Genomic DNA, 18718 nt, shown 5'->3' on the forward strand with positions numbered 1-18718 from the left:
TTTCGGCCGGATTTTCGTGCCGGCCGCCCACCGGCGGAGGGGGCGCATGCTGACCGCCGGCCCCCTGGCCGAGGGCCAGTTCGCCGAACTGGCCAGGACGGGACCGGCCGTCCTCGGCATGTCGACGCTCCGCACCGGGCTGCGCGGACACCGGCTGCTGCTCCTCAAGGCCCTGCTGATCCGCGTCCGCCGCGAGCGGGACCTCGTCGCGCCCGCCGTGCGCCAGCGCTTCGAGGCCGCCTGGCGGCTGCTCGAACGGGCCGAGCGCGCCCGCCCGGTGGTGGCGCGGGAGGTCCTCGACTACCCCACCACCGGGGCGTGGCTCGCCGCCGCCCTCGCCGCCCCGGCGGGCGCCGAGCTGGAACACCGCCTCGACCGGCTGGAATCCATCGCCGTCACGGCCGCCCTCCGGGCCGGCTGTCCGCTCGACCTCAGCGCCGTCGCGCCCGGCGGCACCCTGTCCCTGACCGGCGTCGGGCGCTGTGACCTGGGGGCCGAGCGGTTACGGATCCGGGCCCGCGGCCGGATGGTGCGCATCGCCCCCGAGGGCGCCCGCGGGCCGCGGGGCGGTCTCCTCCTCGCCCGCCCGGGCCGCGGCCGGCTCACCGGAATCGGCCCCGGCTGGGCGGCCCTCCGGCCGCTGCCGGGCACCGCGGCCCTGCTGGACGACCTGGACCCGTACCGGGTGCCGCCGGGCGGGGTGGGCGCGCCGTCCCGGGTCGCGGCCGACCGGGCCGCCGTCGACGCCGGTGCCTGGTACGAGCGCTGGCGCGGCGCGCACCGCCTGCTGCACCGGATCGACCCGGTGCGGGCCGCCGAGGTGCGGCGCTCCGTGCGCGCCGTCGTCCCGCTCGGCGCCTCGGGGCCCGGCGCCGTACCGATGAGCGCCACCCTCCGGGCCGCGCCGGGCGCCGTCCTCGCCTCGCTTCCCGCCAGTCCGCGCGCGATGGCCGAGACCCTCGTGCACGAGGTCCACCACAGCAAGCTGGCCGCCCTGCACGAACTCGTCCCCCTGCACCGGCAGGGGCGGGCGTCGGTGCACCAGGTCGGCTGGCGCACCGACCCCCGGCCCATCGCCGGGGTCTACCAGGGCGTGTACGCGCACCTCGCCCTCAGCGACCTGTGGTGGCGCGCGGTCGCCGCCGACGGCGCGCCGAGGGAGTGGCGCACGCGCGCGGAACAGCGGTTCGAGCGCTTCCACCTTCAGGTGGGCGGAGCGCTGGAGATCCTGCTTGAATCCGATGAACTGACCATCGCAGGACGGGAGTTCGCGCGACACATGCAGAGGCATCATGCGAGCCTCGGCAGGCTGCGCGGACCCCTTGGGTGACACTGTGTCGCACAGTTGTGACACACCGTGGCGCGTGAGCGGATAGGGAGACACGATGGCGGAACAAGGGCGGGCCGGCGCCACGACCGGACCGGAACACGTCCTGGTGGTCTTTCCGGGCTATCACCGCCCCTGGGCCACCTGGATCGCACAGCGACTCGACCTCCAGGGCGTCCGGAACACCCTGCAGCGCTGGGACCCCCCGCGCGAGGTCCCCCTGGAGGACTCCCTCGGCGACCTCCTGCTCGCCCGCGGACAGGTCCTCCTCGTCCTCAACGACTGGTTCTTCGAACTCGGCCCCCGCCCGGCCGGCGAGTGGAACGACGTGCTCCGCGGCTTCGTCGCGGCGCAGGCCGACCGGTTCGCCGCCGTCAACCTCACCAACCGCCCCCTGCTGCCGGCCACCGCCGTCCTCGAACCCGTCAGCCTCTGGGGCGTCGGCGAGGACGAGGCCGAGGCCCGGCTGCTCAGCCGGCTCGGCATCGAGCAGCGCCGGCCCGCCCGCCGCGTCGCACCGGCCTCCCTCGTCCGCTACCCCGACACGCCCCCCGAGATCTGGGGCGAGGTGCCGCGCCGCAACCCCCGCTTCACCGGCCGCGACGACCTCCTCACCGACCTCCAGGAACGCCTCATGGACGCCGAGCGCGGCAACGCCGCGTGCACCCTGCTCGGCATGTCCGGCATCGGCAAGACCCAGATCGCCGCCGAGTACGCGCACCGCTTCAGCCCCGACTACGACGTCGTCTGGTGGGTCAGCTCCGACGACCGCAACGTGCAGCGCGACCGCTTCGGAGAGCTCGCCGCCGCCCTCGGCCTCGCCACCGGAAACGAACCCGGCGAACGCATCCGCGCCGTCCGCGAGGCCCTGCGCCGCGGCGACCCGCAGGGCAAGTGGCTGGTGATCTTCGACGGCTGGGACGACACCGACGGCGCCGAGGTCATGCTGCCGCACGGCCCCGGCCACGTCCTCATCACCTCGCGCAACCGGGCCTGGGCCGAACACACCGACATCCTCCAGGTGCCCAGCTTCGACCGGGCCGAGTCCACCGGCTACCTGATGCGCCGCGCCCCGCACATCTCCGCCCCCGAGGCCGACGAGGTCGCCGCCGAGTTCGGCGACGTGCCGCTGCCGCTCGTCCAGGCCGCCGCCTGGCTCGGCGAGTCCGGCATGGAGGTGCCCGAGTACCTGCGCATGGTGCGGGAGGGCCGGATCTCCACCGTCGACGAGGCCGCCGCCACCCATGGCTACCCGCACGCCTCCCTCACCTCCTGGGCCATACTGATCAACCGGCTCCGCCGCACCCAGCCCCAGGCCGTCGAGATCCTCAGCCTGTGCGCCTCCTTCGCCCCCGGCCGCATCCCGCTCGGGATCATCCGGGCCTACCCCCAGGCCGAACTCCCCGACGACCTGCGCTGGATGGCCACCGACCTGCCCACCTGGAGCAGGGCCCTGGACACCCTGGTCAACTACTCCGTCATCACCCGCGAGATGCGCGGCCCCACCACGGAGACCGGACCGCACCAGGAGTCCGTGCACATGCACCGGCTCGTCCACGACATCGTCAGCCAGCTCACCGACGGCCCCCACCGGGAGGCCCACCGCAAGGCCGTGCGCACCCTGCTCGCCGAGGCCGACCCCGGCAACCCCATGGACAGCCGCCACTGGCCCCGCTACGCCGAGCTGCTGCCCCACCTGGAACCCTCCGGCGCGCTCACCAGCCGCAACCCCCGCATCCAGAACGCCGTCCTCAACTGCCTGCGCTACTGCTACCGCAGCGGCGAGTTCAAGGCCGGGTCCCGGCTGGCCGAGAAGATCCGGGCCAGCTGGAGCGGCTTCATGGACCCGCTCGCCCAGCCGATGCTGGACCTCACCACCCAGGAGGGCAACGTCCTGCGCGCCAGCGGCCGCTTCCGCGAGGCGCACCAGCTGGACCACGCCCTGCGCCTGCGGCTCGGCGAGGCCACGCCCGTCAACGAGCTCGGCATCATGCTCTGCGACGGCGCCCTCGCCAGCGACCTGCGCCACCTCGGCCAGTACGCCGAGGCCGAGACCCTCCAGCGCGAGGTCCTGGAGGAGGCCCGGCGGCTGCTCGGCGAGACCGACTTCGTCAGCCTCGTCGCCCGCTTCAACCTCGGCCTCGGACTCCGGCTCCTCGGCCGCTACCAGGAGGCGTACGAACTCGACGTCGAGACCCTGGCGACCCGCGAGAACGTGCTGCGCCCCCGCCACGCCAACACCCTCAACTCCGGCATCGCCTGCGCCCAGGACCTGCGGCTCCTCGGCCGCTACCGGGACGCCCTCGCCCGCCAGGAGTCCAATCTGCGGATGCACGTCCAGGTCCTCGGAGCGCTCCACCCGCAGACCCTCAAGGCCCGCGCCCAGCTCGCCCTCTGCCGGCGGCGCGAGGGCGGCTTCCAGCAGGACATCGGCGCGATGATGGCGAGCACCCTCGACCAGCTGGAGCAGGTCCACGGCCGGGGCCACTACGTGACGCTGGCCTTCATCAACGACTACGGCAACTTCCTGCGGGAGCACGGTGACCTGAGCAAGGCCACCGAGCTGATCGCCGAGGCCGAGGCCGGCTACCGGGCCCTGCTCGGCCCCGCCCACCCCTTCGCCACCGGCATGCTGTGCAGCACCGGGCTCGTCATGCAGGCGGCCGGTGACCGCGCCGACGCCCTCGCCATGCTGGAGGCGGCGCTCGGCGGACTCACCGCCTCGCTCGGCCCGGACCACCCCTGGGTGCTCGGCGCCGCGCTCAACGCGAGCGCCGCGCGGAACTTCAACGGCCGGGTCACCGACGCCGCGGAACTCAGCCGGGACACCCTGCGCCGGGCCCGGCACACCCTGGGCAACGACCACCCGCTCACCCTGTCCTGCCAGATCGCCCTCGCCACCGACCTGCGGGGCCTCAGGGAGATCGAGGAGGCGGGCAAGCTGGAGGAGGACGCCCTGCTCACCCTCACCCGGACCCTGGGCGCCCAGCACCCGCACACCCTGTCGGCCCGTCAGCGCATCCGCCCCTACTGGGACTTCGAGGCCTACTTCTAGACCCTCGGGCCCGTACGCACGGCCCCGTGGCACGGCCCCGTACACACGCCGGAGGCCCGGCCCCCCTCTCGGGGAGCCGGGCCTCCGGTCGTACGGCCGTCGCGTGGAGCCGCTTCGTACGCCTGGATCAGGCGTCGAAGACCTCCGCGACCAGCGCCGCCTGCTCGGCCTGGTGGCGCTTGGCGGAGCCGACCGCCGGGGACGAGGAGTGCGGGCGGGAGATCCGGCGCAGGCGCTCGCCCGCCGGGATGTCCGCGCCGACCGCCAGGTCCAGGTGGTCGATCAGGTTGAGCGCGATGAACGGCCAGGCACCCTGGTTCGCCGGCTCCTCCTGGGCCCACAGGTACTTCTCGGCGTTCGGGTACTTGGCGATCTCGGCCTGCAGCTCGGCACCCGGCAGCGGGTACAGGCGCTCCAGACGGATGATCGCGGTGTCCGTGACGCCGCGCTTCTGACGCTCGGCCTCCAGGTCGTAGTAGACCTTGCCGGCGCAGAAGACGACCTTGCGGACGTCGGCCGGGTTCACCGTGTCGTCGCCGATCACCGGGCGGAAGCCGCCGGTGGTGAACTCCTCCACCTTCGAGGCCGCGGCCTTCAGGCGCAGCATCGACTTCGGGGTGAAGACGATGAGCGGCTTGTGGTGCGGGTTGTGGACCTGCCAGCGCAGCAGGTGGAAGTAGTTCGACGGCAGCGTCGGCATGGCGACCGTCATGTTGTCCTGGGCGCACATCTGGAGGAAGCGCTCCGGGCGCGCGGACGAGTGGTCCGGGCCCTGGCCCTCGTAGCCGTGCGGCAGGAGCAGCGTGACGCCGGAGGTCTGGCCCCACTTCTGCTCGGCCGAGGAGATGAACTCGTCGACGACGGTCTGCGCGCCGTTGACGAAGTCACCGAACTGGGCCTCCCAGATGACCAGGGAGTCCGGCCGCGCCAGCGAGTAGCCGTACTCGAAGCCCATCGCCGCGTACTCGCTGAGCAGCGAGTCGTAGACGTTGAAGTGGGCCTGGTCCTCGGCCAGGTAGAGCAGCGGGGTGTAGTCCTCGCCGGTCTCCTGGTCGACGAGCACCGCGTGGCGCTGGCCGAAGGTGCCGCGGCGGGAGTCCTGGCCGGACAGCCGGACCGGGGTGCCCTCCATCAGCAGGGAGCCGATGGCGAGGGTCTCGCCGAAGCCCCAGTCGATGGTGCCGTCGTCGATCGAGGCCGCGCGGCGCTGCAGCTGCGGCAGCAGGCGCGGGTGGACCGTGACCCGCTCCGGGATGTTGACCTGCGACTCGGCGATCCGCTTCACGACCTCCTGGGAGACCGCGGTGGTCACCGCGACCGGGAACTCCGGCTGCGGGTCCGGGACGTGCGCCGGAGCCGGCGCCGAGGTGGCCTCGCGGACCTCCGCGAAGACCTTCTCCAGCTGGCCCTGGAAGTCCTGGAGGGCCTGCTCGGCCTCTTCCAGGGTGATGTCGCCGCGACCGATCAGCGACTCGGTGTAGAGCTTGCGCACCGAACGCTTCTTGTCGATCAGGGTGTACATCTGCGGGTTGGTGAACTGCGGGTTGTCGCCCTCGTTGTGACCGCGGCGGCGGTAGCAGATGAGGTCGATCACGACGTCCTTGTTGAACGTCTGGCGGAACTCGAAGGCGAGCCGCGCCACGCGGACGCAGGCCTCCGGGTCGTCGCCGTTCACGTGGAAGATCGGCGCCTCGATCATGCGGGCCACGTCCGTGGCGTACATGGAGGAACGCGAGGACTCCGGGGCCGCGGTGAAGCCGACCTGGTTGTTGATGACGATGTGGACCGTGCCGCCGGTGCGGTAGCCGCGCAGCTGCGACATGTTCAGCGTCTCGGCCACGACGCCCTGGCCCGCGAAGGCCGCGTCGCCGTGCAGGGCGACCGGCAGGACGGTGAAGTCCGTGCCGCCCTTGTTGATGACGTCCTGCTTGGCGCGGGCGACGCCCTCCAGGACCGGGTCGACCGCCTCCAGGTGCGAGGGGTTGGCGACCAGGGAGACCTTGATCTGCTCGCCGTCCAGGCCGGTGAAGGTGCCCTCGGCGCCCAGGTGGTACTTCACGTCGCCGGAGCCGTGCATCGACTTCGGGTCGAGGTTGCCCTCGAACTCGCGGAAGATCTGCGCGTACGACTTGCCGACGATGTTCGCGAGGACGTTCAGGCGGCCGCGGTGGGCCATGCCGATGACGACCTCGTCGAGGCGGGACTCGGCCGCCGAGTCGATGACCGCGTCGAGCAGCGGGATGACGGACTCGCCGCCCTCCAGCGAGAAGCGCTTCTGGCCGACGTACTTGGTCTGCAGGAAGGTCTCGAAGGCCTCCGCCGCGTTCAGCCGGCGCAGGATGCGCAGCTGCTCCTCGCGCTCCACGCGCGCGTGGGGACGCTCGACGCGGTCCTGGATCCACTTGCGCTGCTTCGGGTCCTGGATGTGCATGAACTCGATGCCGGTGGTGCGGCAGTACGAGTCGCGGAGCACGCCGAGGATGTCGCGGAGCTTCATCATCGACTTGCCGGCGAAGCCGCCGACCGCGAACTCGCGCTCCAGGTCCCACAGGGTGAGGCCGTGCTCGGTGATGTCCAGGTCGGGGTGCTTGCGCTGCTTGTACTCCAGCGGGTCGGTGTCGGCCATGACGTGGCCGCGGACCCGGTAGGAGTGGATCAGCTCGAAGACGCGGGCGGCCTTGGTGACGTCGTCGTCGTGCGAGGCGTCGATGTCCTTGAGCCAGCGGACCGGCTCGTAGGGGATGCGCAGCGACTTGAAGACGTCGTCGTAGAAGCCGTCCTCGCCGAGGAGGAGGTTGGCGACGATGCGCAGGAACTCGCCGGAGGCCGCGCCCTGGATGACCCGGTGGTCGTAGGTCGAGGTCAGGGTCATGACCTTGGAGATGCCCAGCTTGTTCAGGGTGTCCTGGGAGGTGCCCTGGAACTCGGCCGGGTAGTCCATCGAGCCGACGCCCATGATGACCGACTGGCCGGGCATCAGACGCGGCACGGAGTGGACGGTGCCGAGGCCGCCGGGGTTGGTCAGGGAGACCGTGACGCCGGAGAAGTCCTCCATCGTCAGCTTGCCGACGCGGGCCCGCTTGACGATGTCCTCGTAGGCCTGCCAGAACTCGAAGAAGTTCAGGGTCTCGGCCTTCTTGATGCCGGCGACGACGAGCTGGCGGTCGCCGTTGGGCTTCACCAGGTCGATCGCGAGGCCGAAGTTCACGTGCTCCGGCTTGACCAGGGTCGGCTTGCCGTCCTTCTCCGCGAAGGACCAGTTCATCGACGGCATGGCCTTGATCGCCTGCACCATCGCGTAGCCGATCAGGTGCGTGAAGGAGATCTTCCCGCCCCGGGCGCGCTTGAGGTGGTTGTTGATGACGATCCGGTTGTCGAAGAGCAGCTTCACCGGGACGGCGCGGACGGACGTGGCCGTCGGCATCTCCAGCGAGGCGTTCATGTTCTTCGCGACCGCGGCGGCCGGGCCGCGCAGGGTGATCAGCTCGGGGCCGGCCGGGGCCTCGGCGGGCTCCTGGGCCTTCGGCTTCGCCGGGGCGGCGGCCGGAGCGGCCGGGGCGGCCTTCACGGGGGCCGGAGCGGCGGCGGCGGGCTTCGCCGGGGCGGGGGCCGGGGCCGCGGCCGGGGTGGCCGGGGCGGGCACGGCGGCGGCCGGAGCGGCAGGCGCGGCCTGTGCGGGGCCCGTCTGCGGCGCGGAGGCGCCCGGAGTGGTGGCGGCCGGGGCGGCGGGGGTCTCCGACGCTCCGGGCTTGTAGTCGGCGAAGAAGTCCCACCAGGCACGATCGACCGAATTCGGGTCCTGGAGGTACTGCTGGTAGATCTCGTCGACGAGCCACTCATTGGCACCGAAGGCGGCGGCGGGGGAATTCCCCTGCCCGTCTTGGTGGGTCGGGGAGCTCGGGGTACTGGGGGACTGAGACGACACGGCGGCAACCGCCCTCTTCCGCTTCACAAGGTGATGGACAGCGGAAATAAAGGCTACGCCTCCCCGGCCTGGAGGTGCAGGCCGGGCAGTCCAACGTCGCGCAAGTCACACTTGACGCGGTGTTTCGCCGCCGTGAATGGCGGGAAACAAGCGTGGTTCCGGTCCTGTGAGGGTACGGAGAACCGTGGCTGCGGCCCCGTGGACCGCACCCCTGACCGGTTCCGCCCGCCACCTGTACGAATCCCGAGCGGGTCAGTCGTACAGGTACACGCAGAACGAGAGCTTCCGGTTCGAACCCTACGTCAATCGCGGGGGGGAAAGCTGCCCGGAAGGGTGAGCTGGATGCGGCATCCACGTGACGATTCGGCCACTCCGATGTGACCGCCGTGCAGATCCACCGCCCAGCGGGCGATCGCCAGGCCGAGACCGGTGCCGCCGTCGCTGCCGGGGCCCTGCTGCGCCGGGGCCGTGCCCCGGTTGAAGCGCTCGAAGACCTTGTGCCGCTCCGACTCCGGGATGCCGGGGCCCTCGTCCTCGACCTCCAGGAGCAGCGAGTCGGGGCAGGGGCCGCGCCGGGCGCGCAGGGTGACCCGGCCGTGCGGCGGGGAGTGCTTGACCGCGTTGTCGATCAGGTTGGCCATCACCTGGTGCAGCCGCTCGGCGTCCGCGTGCGCGGTCAGCTCGGGCGGGGAGACGTCCAGGTGGAGGTGCACGTCGGTGCGCCGGTGCAGGCCCGAGGTGGAGGACAGGCCGCGCTGGGAGGCGGCCAGATTGGCCTCGCGCAGCACCCCGGACAGATACGGCCACACCTCGAAGCGGGTCCGCCGGAGCGTGACGACACCGTTGTCGAGCCGTGACAGGTCGAGCAGCGTCTCCACCAGCCGGCCGAGCCGCTCGGTCTGCTTCAGGGCCGTCCGCATGGTCTCCGGGTCGGCCTCGGAGACGCCGTCCACGACGTTCTCCAGGAGCGCCCGCAGCGCGGCGATGGGGGTGCGCAGCTCGTGCGAGACATTGGCGACCAGCTCCTTGCGGTGCCGGTCCACGGCCTCCAGGTCGTCCGCCATGCGGTTGATCGTGGTGGCCAGGTCGCCCAGCTCGTCGCGGCGGCCGGCGCCGCTCACCCGGCGGCTGAAGTCGCCGCGCGAGATCGAGCCCGCGACGTGGTTCATCTCGTCCAGCGGCGCGGTCAGCGACTGCGCGACGAACTGGGTGATCAGCAGGGTCGCGATCATCGCGAAGATCGTGATGTAGCGGAACTCGGTCGAGGTGCGGATCGCCACCAGGGCGAGGCCCGAGGTCAGCAGGACCGCCCCGACGACCAGGGCGCCCAGCTTCGTCTTGATCGAGATCGCTATCCGGTGCCGGCGGCGCTCCCGGTGCCGCGCGGGCGGGCCCGCGGGGCCGCCGGGCGGTTCCACCGGGCCCGGCCCTTGCGGTGGCTCTGCTCCCTCCGGCCCCCTGGGCCCCCGCCGGCTCACGGCGCCGGGGTCTCCAGGGCGTATCCGACGCCGTGGACCGTACGGATCCGCTCGGCGCCGATCTTCCGGCGCAGCGCCTTGATGTGGGAGTCCACGGTCCGGGTGCCGGAGGCGTCCGCCCAGTCCCACACCTCGGCGAGCAGCTGCTCGCGGGAGAGCACCGCGCGCGGGGTGTTCGCCAGGCAGACGAGCAGGTCGAACTCGGTGGGCGTCAGGTGCACGTCCTCGGCGCGGACCCGGACCCGGCGCTGCGCGTGGTCGATCTCCAGCTCGCCGAGCCGCAGGATCCCGCTGCGCGGGGTGACGGCGGCGAGCGCGGCCCGCTCGACCCGGCGCAGCAGCACGTGCACCCGGGCGGCCAGTTCGCGCATGGAGAACGGCTTCGTCATGTAGTCGTCGGCGCCGACGCCGAGGCCGACCAGCATGTCCGTCTCGTCGTCCCGGGCGGTGAGCATCAGCACCGGCACGGGGCGCTGGGCCTGCACCCGGCGGCACACCTCCAGGCCGTCGAAGCCGGGCAGCATCACGTCGAGGACCATCAGGTCCGGCTGCCACGCCTCGGCGGCGTCCACGGCCGCCGGGCCGTCGGTCGCGGTCTGCACCAGGAAGCCCTCGGCCCGCAGCCGGGCGGAGATCGCCTCCACGATCGTGGCGTCGTCCTCGACGACGAGAACGCGGCGCTGGGCCCCCGGAGTCGTCGCCGCACCGTGGTTCGTGGTGTGTGTCTGCTCCATTGCCCCGCCTCGCGTCGCCAACATCGGTGCAGCAGCCTAGAGGCACCGGCGCCGTCAAGGCTACGCAGGCGATCCGGCGGGGCGGACGGCGAGGTGGACCACGTCCGGGACGCCCCGGGCAACGGGGATCTCTTCGGTCCGTACCCCGCTGAATCCGGCATTCCGCAATGACCCTTCGAAATCGGCGGAGGGCTGCGCGGACCACACGGCGAGGATTCCGCCCGGCTTCAGGCGGGCCGCGCAGGCCGCCAAACCCTCGGCGGAATAAAGGGATTCGTTGTCCTCGGTGACCGTCCAGTCCGGCCCGTTGTCGATGTCCAGGCAGAGCGCGTCGTAGGTGTCGGGGGACGTGCGGACGTACTCCACCAGGTCCGTGTGCAGGATCACGGTGCGCGGGTCGGCGAGCGCCGCGCCGGACACGCCGGCCAGCGGGCCCTGCCGGTGCCAGTCGATGATCGCCTCCTCGCGCTCGGCGACCGCGATCCGCCCCCAGCGCGGGTCCGCGGCGGCGTGCGCCAGCGAGAAGCCCACGCCGAGGCCGCCGATCAGGACGGAGGCGCCCGGCCGCCGCGGCTCGGGCAGGGCGTCCATCGCCGCGTCGACCAGCAGCCGTTCCGAGCGCCCGTCGGAGGTGTCCATGAGGAACGTGCCGTTGGCGATGATCTCGTAGTGGGTGCTGCCGTCCTCCGCGTCCCGGCGGCGCAGGACGACCTCTCCGTACGGTCCCTCGCGGCGGTCGAGGGTGACGGGGCTGGTCATGCTCACTCCCTGGCTCGATGCGTACGTGTCGCGTCCCGGCCATCCTCGGGAACGGCGGGCGGCCGGGACAAACGCTTAACGAACGGGGGAGGCCGCGGGGCGGTTCCTGGTCCGTCGGGGAACCACGCGCGCGTGGGGCGGCCGACTCAGGGCGCGGTCGGCGGCCCGCCGTCCGGGAGGGCGTCGAAGACCCGCTGGAGCGCGGGCGGGCGCTCCTCGCCGTCGCGGGTGAGGACGAGCCGGTGGGCGTACGTGACGGCGTACTCGAATCCGTCGGCGACCGGGCGGCCGGAGGGGCGGTCCGGGACCTTGGCGAAGGCCGGGTCCTCCAGGGCGGCGCGGAGCGCGGCCACCCCCTCCGGGGTCATCCGGCCGGTGGTGGGCTCGCCGGTGCCCTTGGTGAGGGTCCAGGAGCCGTCGTACCGGACGACCAGCTTGTTGCGCACGCCCGCGAAGCCGCCGCTGACGACCACCTCGACCAGGTCCTCCCGGGGCGCCGGCCGCTCCTCCCGGGGCGCGGTGCTCGACGTGCCCGAGCCGTCCGGGGGCGCCGCGGGGGCCTGGGCGCAGCCGGTGACGACCACGACCGCGGCGAGCACCGCCGCCGCTCCGTACCGCTTCACGTGCTCCATGGCCCGAGCATGCCCGCACTCCGGGGTGGTCCGCAGCCGGAACACGCGGTTCAGGCGGTGCGGACGATGCCGGTGAGCGGGCCCCGGTGGTACCAGTCCAGGGAGTCGTAGAGCGCCATGCCGTCCGTGGTCGCCGCCAGGACCCCGGTCTCGGCGCCGGCCTGGGCGGCTGCCGCCTCCAGGGTGCGCATCACGTTGGCCCCGAGCCCGCGCCTCCGGTGGGCCGGGTCGGTCTCTATCTGGTCGGCGACGGCCGTCGCGCCGGTCGGCGCGATCTGGCCACGGGCGGCGAGGGTGCCGTCGGGCGCGAGGATGCGGACCCGGATCACCCCGTCGCGGGTCTCGGTGGTGCGCGCGTAGCCCTCGGGCGGGGCGGGCCGGACCGAGGGGTCGAGCCGCTTGGTCATCATGAAGCCGGGGTCGTCCGGGACCGTCCAGCCCTCGCCGATCCAGGGCGCCACCTCCTCGGGCGCCGCCATCACCTTCAGCCAGGCGCCCGGCTCGGTGATCCCCGCGCACAGCTTGCCCACGGACACCGCGTCCGGGTGCGGCAGCACGTGGCGGAAGACGTGTCCGGGCAGTCCCACGTCGATCCGGTAGCCCCAGGGCTCGACGACGGCGGGCGGGGTGCCCCGGGAGACGGTCCAGCCGGCCACCCAGGCCGATGTAATGGCTGCGATATCCATGAGGGCATTACAGACCCTGTTCACGGGCTGCGGAGGCCTGATCGCTCAGAGCGAACAGGCGTCGGGGAACATTCGGCGGCGCACATGCATTGAGTGCACATAGCTCAACTTGACTGCCGAAGGGGAGATCATGGCTTCTGAGTCCAAGGCGTCCGCGTCGATCGCTCTGCCCGTACTGCCGCTCGACGACGAGGTCGTGCTGCCCGGAATGGTGGTGCCGCTTGACCTCTCCGACAACGACGTGCGGGCCGCGGTCGAGGCCGCGCAGGCCGCCGCGCGCGGCGGCCCGGGCAAGCCGCGGGTGCTGCTCGTGCCCCGGGTCGAGGGCACCTACGCCGGGATCGGCGTGCTCGGCACCGTCGAGCAGGTCGGCCGCCTGTCCGACGGCGACCCCGGCGCGCTCATCCGCGCCCGCGGCCGGGTCCGCATCGGCGCCGGCACCACCGGCCCCGGCGGCGCCCTGTGGGTCGAGGGCACGCTCGTCGAGGAGACGCTGCCCGACCCGCTGCCCGGCTCCGTGACCGAGCTGGTCAAGGAGTACAAGGCGCTGGCCACCAGCTGGCTGCGCAAGCGCGGCGCCTGGCAGGTCGTCGACCGTGTCCAGCAGATCGAGGGCGTCGGCGCCCTCGCCGACAACGCGGGATACTCGCCCTTCCTCACCGTCGAGCAGAAGCTCGCGCTCCTGGAGACCGCCGACCCGGTCGCCCGGCTGAAGCTCGCCACCGCGCAGCTGCGCGACCACCTGGCCGAGCAGGACGTCGCCGAGACCATCGCCAAGGACGTCCAGGAGGGCGTCGACAAGCAGCAGCGCGAGTTCCTGCTGAGGCGTCAGCTGGAGGCCGTCCGCAAGGAGCTGCGCGAGCTCAACGGCGAGGGCGAGGCGGACGAGACCGACGACTACCGCGCCCGGGTGGAGGCCGCCGACCTGCCGGAGAAGGTCCGCGAGGCGGCCCTCAAGGAGGTCGAGAAGCTGGAGCGGTCCAGCGACCAGTCCCCGGAGGGCTCCTGGATCCGCACCTGGCTGGACACCGTGCTCGAACTGCCGTGGAACGAGCGGACCGAGGACCGGTACGACATCCCCGGCGCCCAGGCCGTCCTGGACGCCGAGCACGCCGGCCTGGAGGACGTGAAGGAGCGCATCACCGAATACCTGGCCGTCCGCAAGCGCCGGGCCGAGCGCGGCCTCGGCGTGGTCGGCGGCCGGCGCGGCGGCGCCGTCCTCGCCCTCGTCGGCCCGCCCGGCGTCGGCAAGACCTCGCTCGGCGAGTCCGTCGCGCACGCGATGGGCCGCAAGTTCGTCCGGGTCGCCCTCGGCGGCGTCCGGGACGAGGCGGAGATCCGCGGCCACCGGCGCACCTACGTGGGCGCGCTGCCCGGCCGGATCGTCCGGGCGATCAAGGAGGCCGGGTCCATGAACCCGGTGGTGCTGCTCGACGAGATCGACAAGGTCGGCTCCGACTTCCGGGGCGACCCGGCGGCCGCCCTGCTCGAAGTCCTCGACCCGGCGCAGAACCACACCTTCCGCGACCACTACCTGGAGGTCGAGCTCGACCTGAGCGACGTGGTCTTCCTGGCCACGGCGAACGTCCTGGAGGCCATCCCGGAGGCCCTGCTCGACCGCATGGAGCTGGTCCGCCTCGACGGCTACACCGAGGACGAGAAGGTCGTCATCGCCCGCGACCACCTGCTGCCCCGGCAGCTGGAGCGGGCCGGCCTGGCCGAGGGCGAGGTCGTCCTGGAGGAGCCGGCGCTGCGCAAGCTCGCCGGCGAGTACACCCGGGAGGCGGGCGTCCGCACCCTGGAGCGCTCGATCGCCCGGCTGCTGCGCAAGGTGGCCGCCCAGCACGAGCTGGGCGAGCGGGAGCTGCCGGCCACGCTCGGCGCGGACGACCTGCGCGGTCTGATCGGGCGTCCGCACCACGTGCCCGAGTCCGCCCAGGACCCGGCCGAGCGCCGCACCTCGGTGCCCGGCGTGGCCACCGGCCTCGCCGTCACCGGCGCCGGCGGCGACGTCCTCTTCGTCGAGGCCTCGCTGGCCGACCCGGAGACCGGCGCGGCCGGACTGACCCTCACCGGTCAGCTGGGCGACGTGATGAAGGAGTCCGCGCAGATCGCGCTCTCCTTCCTCCGCTCGCACGGCGCGGAGCTGGAGCTGCCCGTCACCGGCCTCAAGGACCGCGGCGTGCACATCCACTTCCCGGCGGGCGCGGTCCCGAAGGACGGTCCGAGCGCGGGCATCACGATGACCACCGCCCTCGCCTCGCTGCTCAGCGGCCGGCAGGTGCGCACGGACGTCGCGATGACCGGCGAGGTCTCCCTCACCGGCCGGGTCCTGCCGATCGGCGGCCTGAAGCAGAAGCTGCTCGCCGCCCACCGCGCGGGGATCACGACCGTCGTGATCCCCAAGCGGAACGAGCCGGACCTCGACGACGTCCCCGCCGAGATCCTGGACAAGCTGGACGTCCACCCGGTGACGGACGTCCGCCAGGTCCTGGAGATCGCCCTGGCCCCGGCCGAGGTCGCGGTGGGCGTGGCGGCCTGACGCGGCAGCAAGCGGCGGTGGGGCGCCCTCCCGTTCGGAGGGCGCCCCGCCGCCGTGCCGCACCCGGCGGCCGAGCCCGCGGCTACACGGGCACGGTGCGGCGCACGGCGTCGGTGACCACCGAGCCCAGGCCCACGGACCGGTCGTAGGCGGCCCGCTGGAGGTCCGCGCCCGTGCCCCGGGCGAGCAGCTGCGCCACCCCGCGCACGGCCGGCTCCAGGTCGCCGCAGGCCCGCAGGGCCGGGGTGACGTGGTCGACCAGGGCCTGGAGCACCTCGGCCGCCGGGGCCGGCTCCCAGGTCCGCGGGTGCAGCAGTTCGCCGCCCAGGCCGTAGCGGCTGGCCCGCCACGAGGCGAGCCGCAGCACCGCGGTCGGCACCGGGTCGGCCTGCTCGCCCGCCCGCCAGGACCGGGCCTCGGTCTCCACCAGGGCCCGGACCAGGACGGCCAGGAGCAGGGCGTCCTCGACGTGCTGGCAGACGTCGCCGACCCGCACCTCCAGGGTCGGGTAGCGGCGCGAGAGGCGGGCGTCGAAGTAGACCATGTGGTCGTCCACGAGCACCTCGCTCGCCAGCATCGCCCGGGTGGTCTCCTCGTACGTGTCGACGTCCCCGTACAGCTCGCTCGGGCCGCTCATCGGCCAGCGCGACCACAGCTGGTGGCGCCAGCTCGCGTAGCCGGTGTCCCGGCCCTGCCAGTACGGGGAGTTGGCGCTGAGCGCGAGCAGCGGGGCGAGCCACGGCCGCAGCCGGTCGAGCACCCCGACGCCCTCCTCGGCGGAGGACAGGTGGACGTGCACGTGACACGCGCAGGTGAGCTTGTCGTCGACGAGCCGGGCGAACCGGTCCTCGATGCGCCGGTAGCGGTCGGCCGGATTGAGCAGCGGGTCGAAGCGCACCGGCGCGGTCGCCAGCGCCGCCACCGCCGCGCCCGCCTCCTTGGCGGCGGCCGCGGCGGCGGTCCTGGCCTGGCGCAGCTGCTCGTCGAGCTCGGCGGAGGTGAGGCACGGCACCGTGCCGATCTCCAGCATCTCGCAGAACAGTTCGGGCTTGGCCGGCTCGACCCGGTCGGTCCGCCGCCTCAGGTCGGCGTGCCAGGCCGCGATCTCGGTGACGGCACCGGAGAGCGGCCGGGGGACCCCGGTACCGGGGTCGACGAGGAGGAGTTCCTCCTCCACGCCGAACGTGCGCGATCCTTCTCCGCGGTGGTAGTCCCACGGCTGCTGCTTCCGCATGGAGTGCTCTCCTTGGCGGTCGGACGCCGTGCGCTGACGGCCGTTCGAACAGAGCTTTCCTGAACCCTGTCCACGGAAGCAGTCACTCCCACCCGTGTCGGTACGGATGGCGCGAAATCGACAGACGCGCCCGGAGCCGGGCCCCCGGGGAACGCCCTAGTTCCCGCCGCGGCGGCGTGCGACGAGCACGCTGCCCGCGCCGAAGGCGGCGAGGGCGCCCGCGCCGGCCAGGGCGAGGGGGAGCGGGGAGGCCGGGGCGGCCGCGGACTCGGCGGAGAGGGCCGGGGGCTGCTCGTCGCCGCCGTGGCCCGCGTGGCTGACCGTGGAGAGCGCGGCGCCGTCGGCGATCTCGGCCTCGGTCGGGGCCTCGGCGGTGGTCCTGGCCGCGGTGGCCGTCCCGGCCGTGGCCGCCGCGGTGCCGAAGGTGACGTCCGAGCAGCTGTAGAAGGCCTCGGGACTGTCGTTGCGCTGCCAGACCATGTAGACGATGTGGCGGCCGGTGCGGGAGGGCAGGGTGCCGTTGAAGGCGTAGTAGCCGTCGGTCGAGGTGCGGGTGGTGGCGTACACGGCGGCCGGGGTGCTGTCCAGGTCGGACCACTTCAGCGGCTGGGTCGGGTCGAAGCCCTGCTTGGTGATGTACATCGTCATCGTGCCGGAGTGCGGGGCGGTGACGCGGACCTTGAAGCCGAAGGGGCCGGGGCTGACCGCCGTGGCGGGCCAGTCGGTGCGGGCCCAGTCGAGCGCGCGGTACTTCTCGCGGTTGGCCGAGCACAGCTTGCCGTCCGGGATCAGGGCCCGGTGGTTGCCGTCGGCGTTGGCGATGTTGACCTCGTTCCAGTCGTAGAGCGGCTGGGTGCCCGAGTCGGCGACGAGGTCCTTGCACACCTGGGACTTGGGGGTCTCCGGCCCCTCGGCGTAACAGGCCGCGATCCGGCTGACCGGGTTGAACACGGCGCCGTGGGCCTGCGCGGCGGTGGGGGTGAGGGAGACGAGGGCGGCGGCACCGGCGGCGGTCAGCGCGGCGGCGCGGCGGGTGCGACGGGTGCGGGAGGTCGTGATGCGGGGCATGCGGGGGAGCTCTCTCTCGTGCGTGGGGGAGGACGGGACGAGCAACAGGCCTGCGGCACGGGGGAGTTGCGGCTCCTTCGTGCCGGACCCGAGGGTCGCATTGGTCCATACCAATGGGCAAGAGGGTGAGCGAAGCTACCTGGCGGTACGAGAACGGCGGGGCCCGGGGTGCCGCCGCACCCGAGGCCCCGCCGTGCGCCGGAGGAACGTTCCGGCGGCTCCGTCAGCCGTTCGCGAGCGCCTGCACCCGCGAGAGGTCTCCGTTGAAGTGGTTGTGGTCGCCGACCGTCGGGCCGGACGAGGTGTACTGCCACATCGTGTAGTAGGTCCAGCCGGCCGGGAGCTCGCCGACCTCGGAGGCGTACCGCGCGATCCACAGCGGGTTGGTGGTGGCGAAGCCGCCGTAGTTGCCGGTGCACTGCTTCCACCAGCTGGTGGCCGTGTAGATCACCGGGTCGCGGCCGGTGCGGTACTTGTAGCGGTTCACGAAGTCGCGGATCCAGGCGACCATCCCGGACTGGGTCTTGCCGTAGCAGGTGGCGCCGTACGGGTTCCACTCGATGTCCAGCGCGCCCGGCAGCGTCTTGCCGTCCCTCGACCAGCCGCCGCCGTTGTTCACGAAGTAGTCGGCCTGCGCCGCGCCCGTCGTGGTGTCCGGTGTGGCGAAGTGGTACGAGCCGCGGATCATGCCCACGTTGTACGAGCCGTTGTACTGCTGCGCGAAGTACGGGTTCTTGTAGTACGTGCCCTCCGTCGCCTTGACGTAGGCCCACTTCACGCCGCTGTTCCACAGCGTCGACCAGGCGACGTTCCCCTGGTGGCTGGAGACGTCCACGCCCTCGGTCTGCACGGCCTGGATCGAGACGCCGCCGGTCGGGCCCTGCCCGTCGTGCGCGATCACGCCCATGCCCATGTAGGCGGAGCCGCGGGCCGGGACCTGCTTGGCGGTCTTGGAGTCGGGGTCCGGCGCGGCGCTCGCGGTGCCGGAGAGGGTGAGGGGGAGGGTGAGGGCGAGGGCCGCGAGGGCGGCGCCGGTGAGGGTCGTGCCGGATCTGTGCACACGCATCGGGGTGCCTCCGAGGACTCGGCGGGGGGAACCAGAACGGAGCGGCCCGCGTCAAAGCTGGCGCGGACATGTCATACGGTGTCGCCGGGGACGACGCTACGCACGTAGACCCGCCCGGCGGAAGAGGGCCCGGCGGCTGCCGTTGGTCTACGCCTGCGAAATACTGAAAGAGCTGCGGCGATGGCCGCCGCCGTAAGAAACTTTCAGCGAGC

The 18718-nt window shown here is 72.9% G+C and carries 12 protein-coding genes; 3 read left to right on the forward strand and 9 right to left on the reverse strand.

Annotation, left to right across the window (positions count from 1 at the left end; translation table 11 throughout):
* Positions 1 to 46 precede the first annotated feature (46 nt).
* Positions 47 to 1330: an aKG-HExxH-type peptide beta-hydroxylase gene (locus ACIGW2_RS05205; protein ID WP_399841190.1), complete on the forward strand. Its 1284-nt coding sequence runs from the start codon at positions 47 to 49 to the stop codon at positions 1328 to 1330.
* Positions 1331 to 1385: 55 nt separating this feature from the next.
* A complete protein-coding gene (gene fxsT, locus ACIGW2_RS05210) occupies positions 1386 to 4382 on the forward strand; it encodes an FxSxx-COOH system tetratricopeptide repeat protein (protein ID WP_399841193.1) in 2997 nt (998 codons plus the stop codon).
* Positions 4383 to 4509: 127 nt separating this feature from the next.
* On the opposite strand, the gene ACIGW2_RS05215 is transcribed toward fxsT, so the two are convergent.
* The 6 genes from ACIGW2_RS05215 to ACIGW2_RS05240 form a co-directional block, all read right to left on the reverse strand.
* Positions 4510 to 8307: a multifunctional oxoglutarate decarboxylase/oxoglutarate dehydrogenase thiamine pyrophosphate-binding subunit/dihydrolipoyllysine-residue succinyltransferase subunit gene (locus ACIGW2_RS05215; protein WP_361579395.1), complete on the reverse strand. Its 3798-nt coding sequence runs from the start codon at positions 8305 to 8307 to the stop codon at positions 4510 to 4512.
* Between the two features lie 302 nt (positions 8308 to 8609).
* Complete coding sequence (locus ACIGW2_RS05220; RefSeq protein ID WP_356064152.1) at positions 8610 to 9662, reverse strand: HAMP domain-containing sensor histidine kinase; 1053 nt, start codon at positions 9660 to 9662, stop codon at positions 8610 to 8612.
* A 119-nt stretch (positions 9663 to 9781) separates the two neighbouring features.
* On the reverse strand, positions 9782 to 10519 hold the full coding sequence (locus tag ACIGW2_RS05225; protein ID WP_265866529.1) for a response regulator transcription factor: 738 nt from the start codon (positions 10517 to 10519) through the stop codon (positions 9782 to 9784).
* Between the two features lie 60 nt (positions 10520 to 10579).
* The gene (locus tag ACIGW2_RS05230; RefSeq protein WP_391652499.1) at positions 10580 to 11278 is read right to left on the reverse strand and encodes a spermidine synthase; all 699 of its coding nucleotides are present in this window, start codon (positions 11276 to 11278) and stop codon (positions 10580 to 10582) included.
* Between the two features lie 146 nt (positions 11279 to 11424).
* Positions 11425 to 11910 (reverse strand): hypothetical protein, encoded by a 486-nt coding sequence (locus tag ACIGW2_RS05235; protein WP_391652500.1) that lies wholly within the window; start codon positions 11908 to 11910, stop codon positions 11425 to 11427.
* A gap of 50 nt (positions 11911 to 11960) precedes the next feature.
* A complete protein-coding gene (locus ACIGW2_RS05240) occupies positions 11961 to 12596 on the reverse strand; it encodes a GNAT family N-acetyltransferase (protein ID WP_399841199.1) in 636 nt (211 codons plus the stop codon).
* 130 nt (positions 12597 to 12726) lie between these two features.
* Here ACIGW2_RS05240 and lon point away from each other — a divergent pair, with 130 nt between their 5' ends.
* Entirely contained in the window at positions 12727 to 15138 is a 2412-nt protein-coding gene (gene lon / locus ACIGW2_RS05245) for an endopeptidase La (protein ID WP_361579404.1), read from the forward strand.
* A gap of 82 nt (positions 15139 to 15220) precedes the next feature.
* On the opposite strand, the gene ACIGW2_RS05250 is transcribed toward lon, so the two are convergent.
* The 3 genes from ACIGW2_RS05250 to ACIGW2_RS05260 all read right to left on the reverse strand — a co-directional run bounded on the left by ACIGW2_RS05250 (position 15221) and on the right by ACIGW2_RS05260 (position 18506).
* Positions 15221 to 16372, reverse strand: a complete 1152-nt coding sequence (locus tag ACIGW2_RS05250) for a glutamate--cysteine ligase (RefSeq protein WP_391652502.1) — start codon at positions 16370 to 16372, stop codon at positions 15221 to 15223.
* A 156-nt stretch (positions 16373 to 16528) separates the two neighbouring features.
* Positions 16529 to 17440, reverse strand: a complete 912-nt coding sequence (locus tag ACIGW2_RS05255) for a lytic polysaccharide monooxygenase (protein ID WP_399841204.1) — start codon at positions 17438 to 17440, stop codon at positions 16529 to 16531.
* A gap of 223 nt (positions 17441 to 17663) precedes the next feature.
* The gene (locus ACIGW2_RS05260) at positions 17664 to 18506 is read right to left on the reverse strand and encodes a lysozyme (RefSeq protein ID WP_361579410.1); all 843 of its coding nucleotides are present in this window, start codon (positions 18504 to 18506) and stop codon (positions 17664 to 17666) included.
* Positions 18507 to 18718 lie beyond the last annotated feature (212 nt).

This window comes from Streptomyces sp. NPDC053541, from assembly GCF_044544705.1.
Classification (GTDB): Bacteria; Actinomycetota; Actinomycetes; order Streptomycetales; family Streptomycetaceae; genus Streptomyces.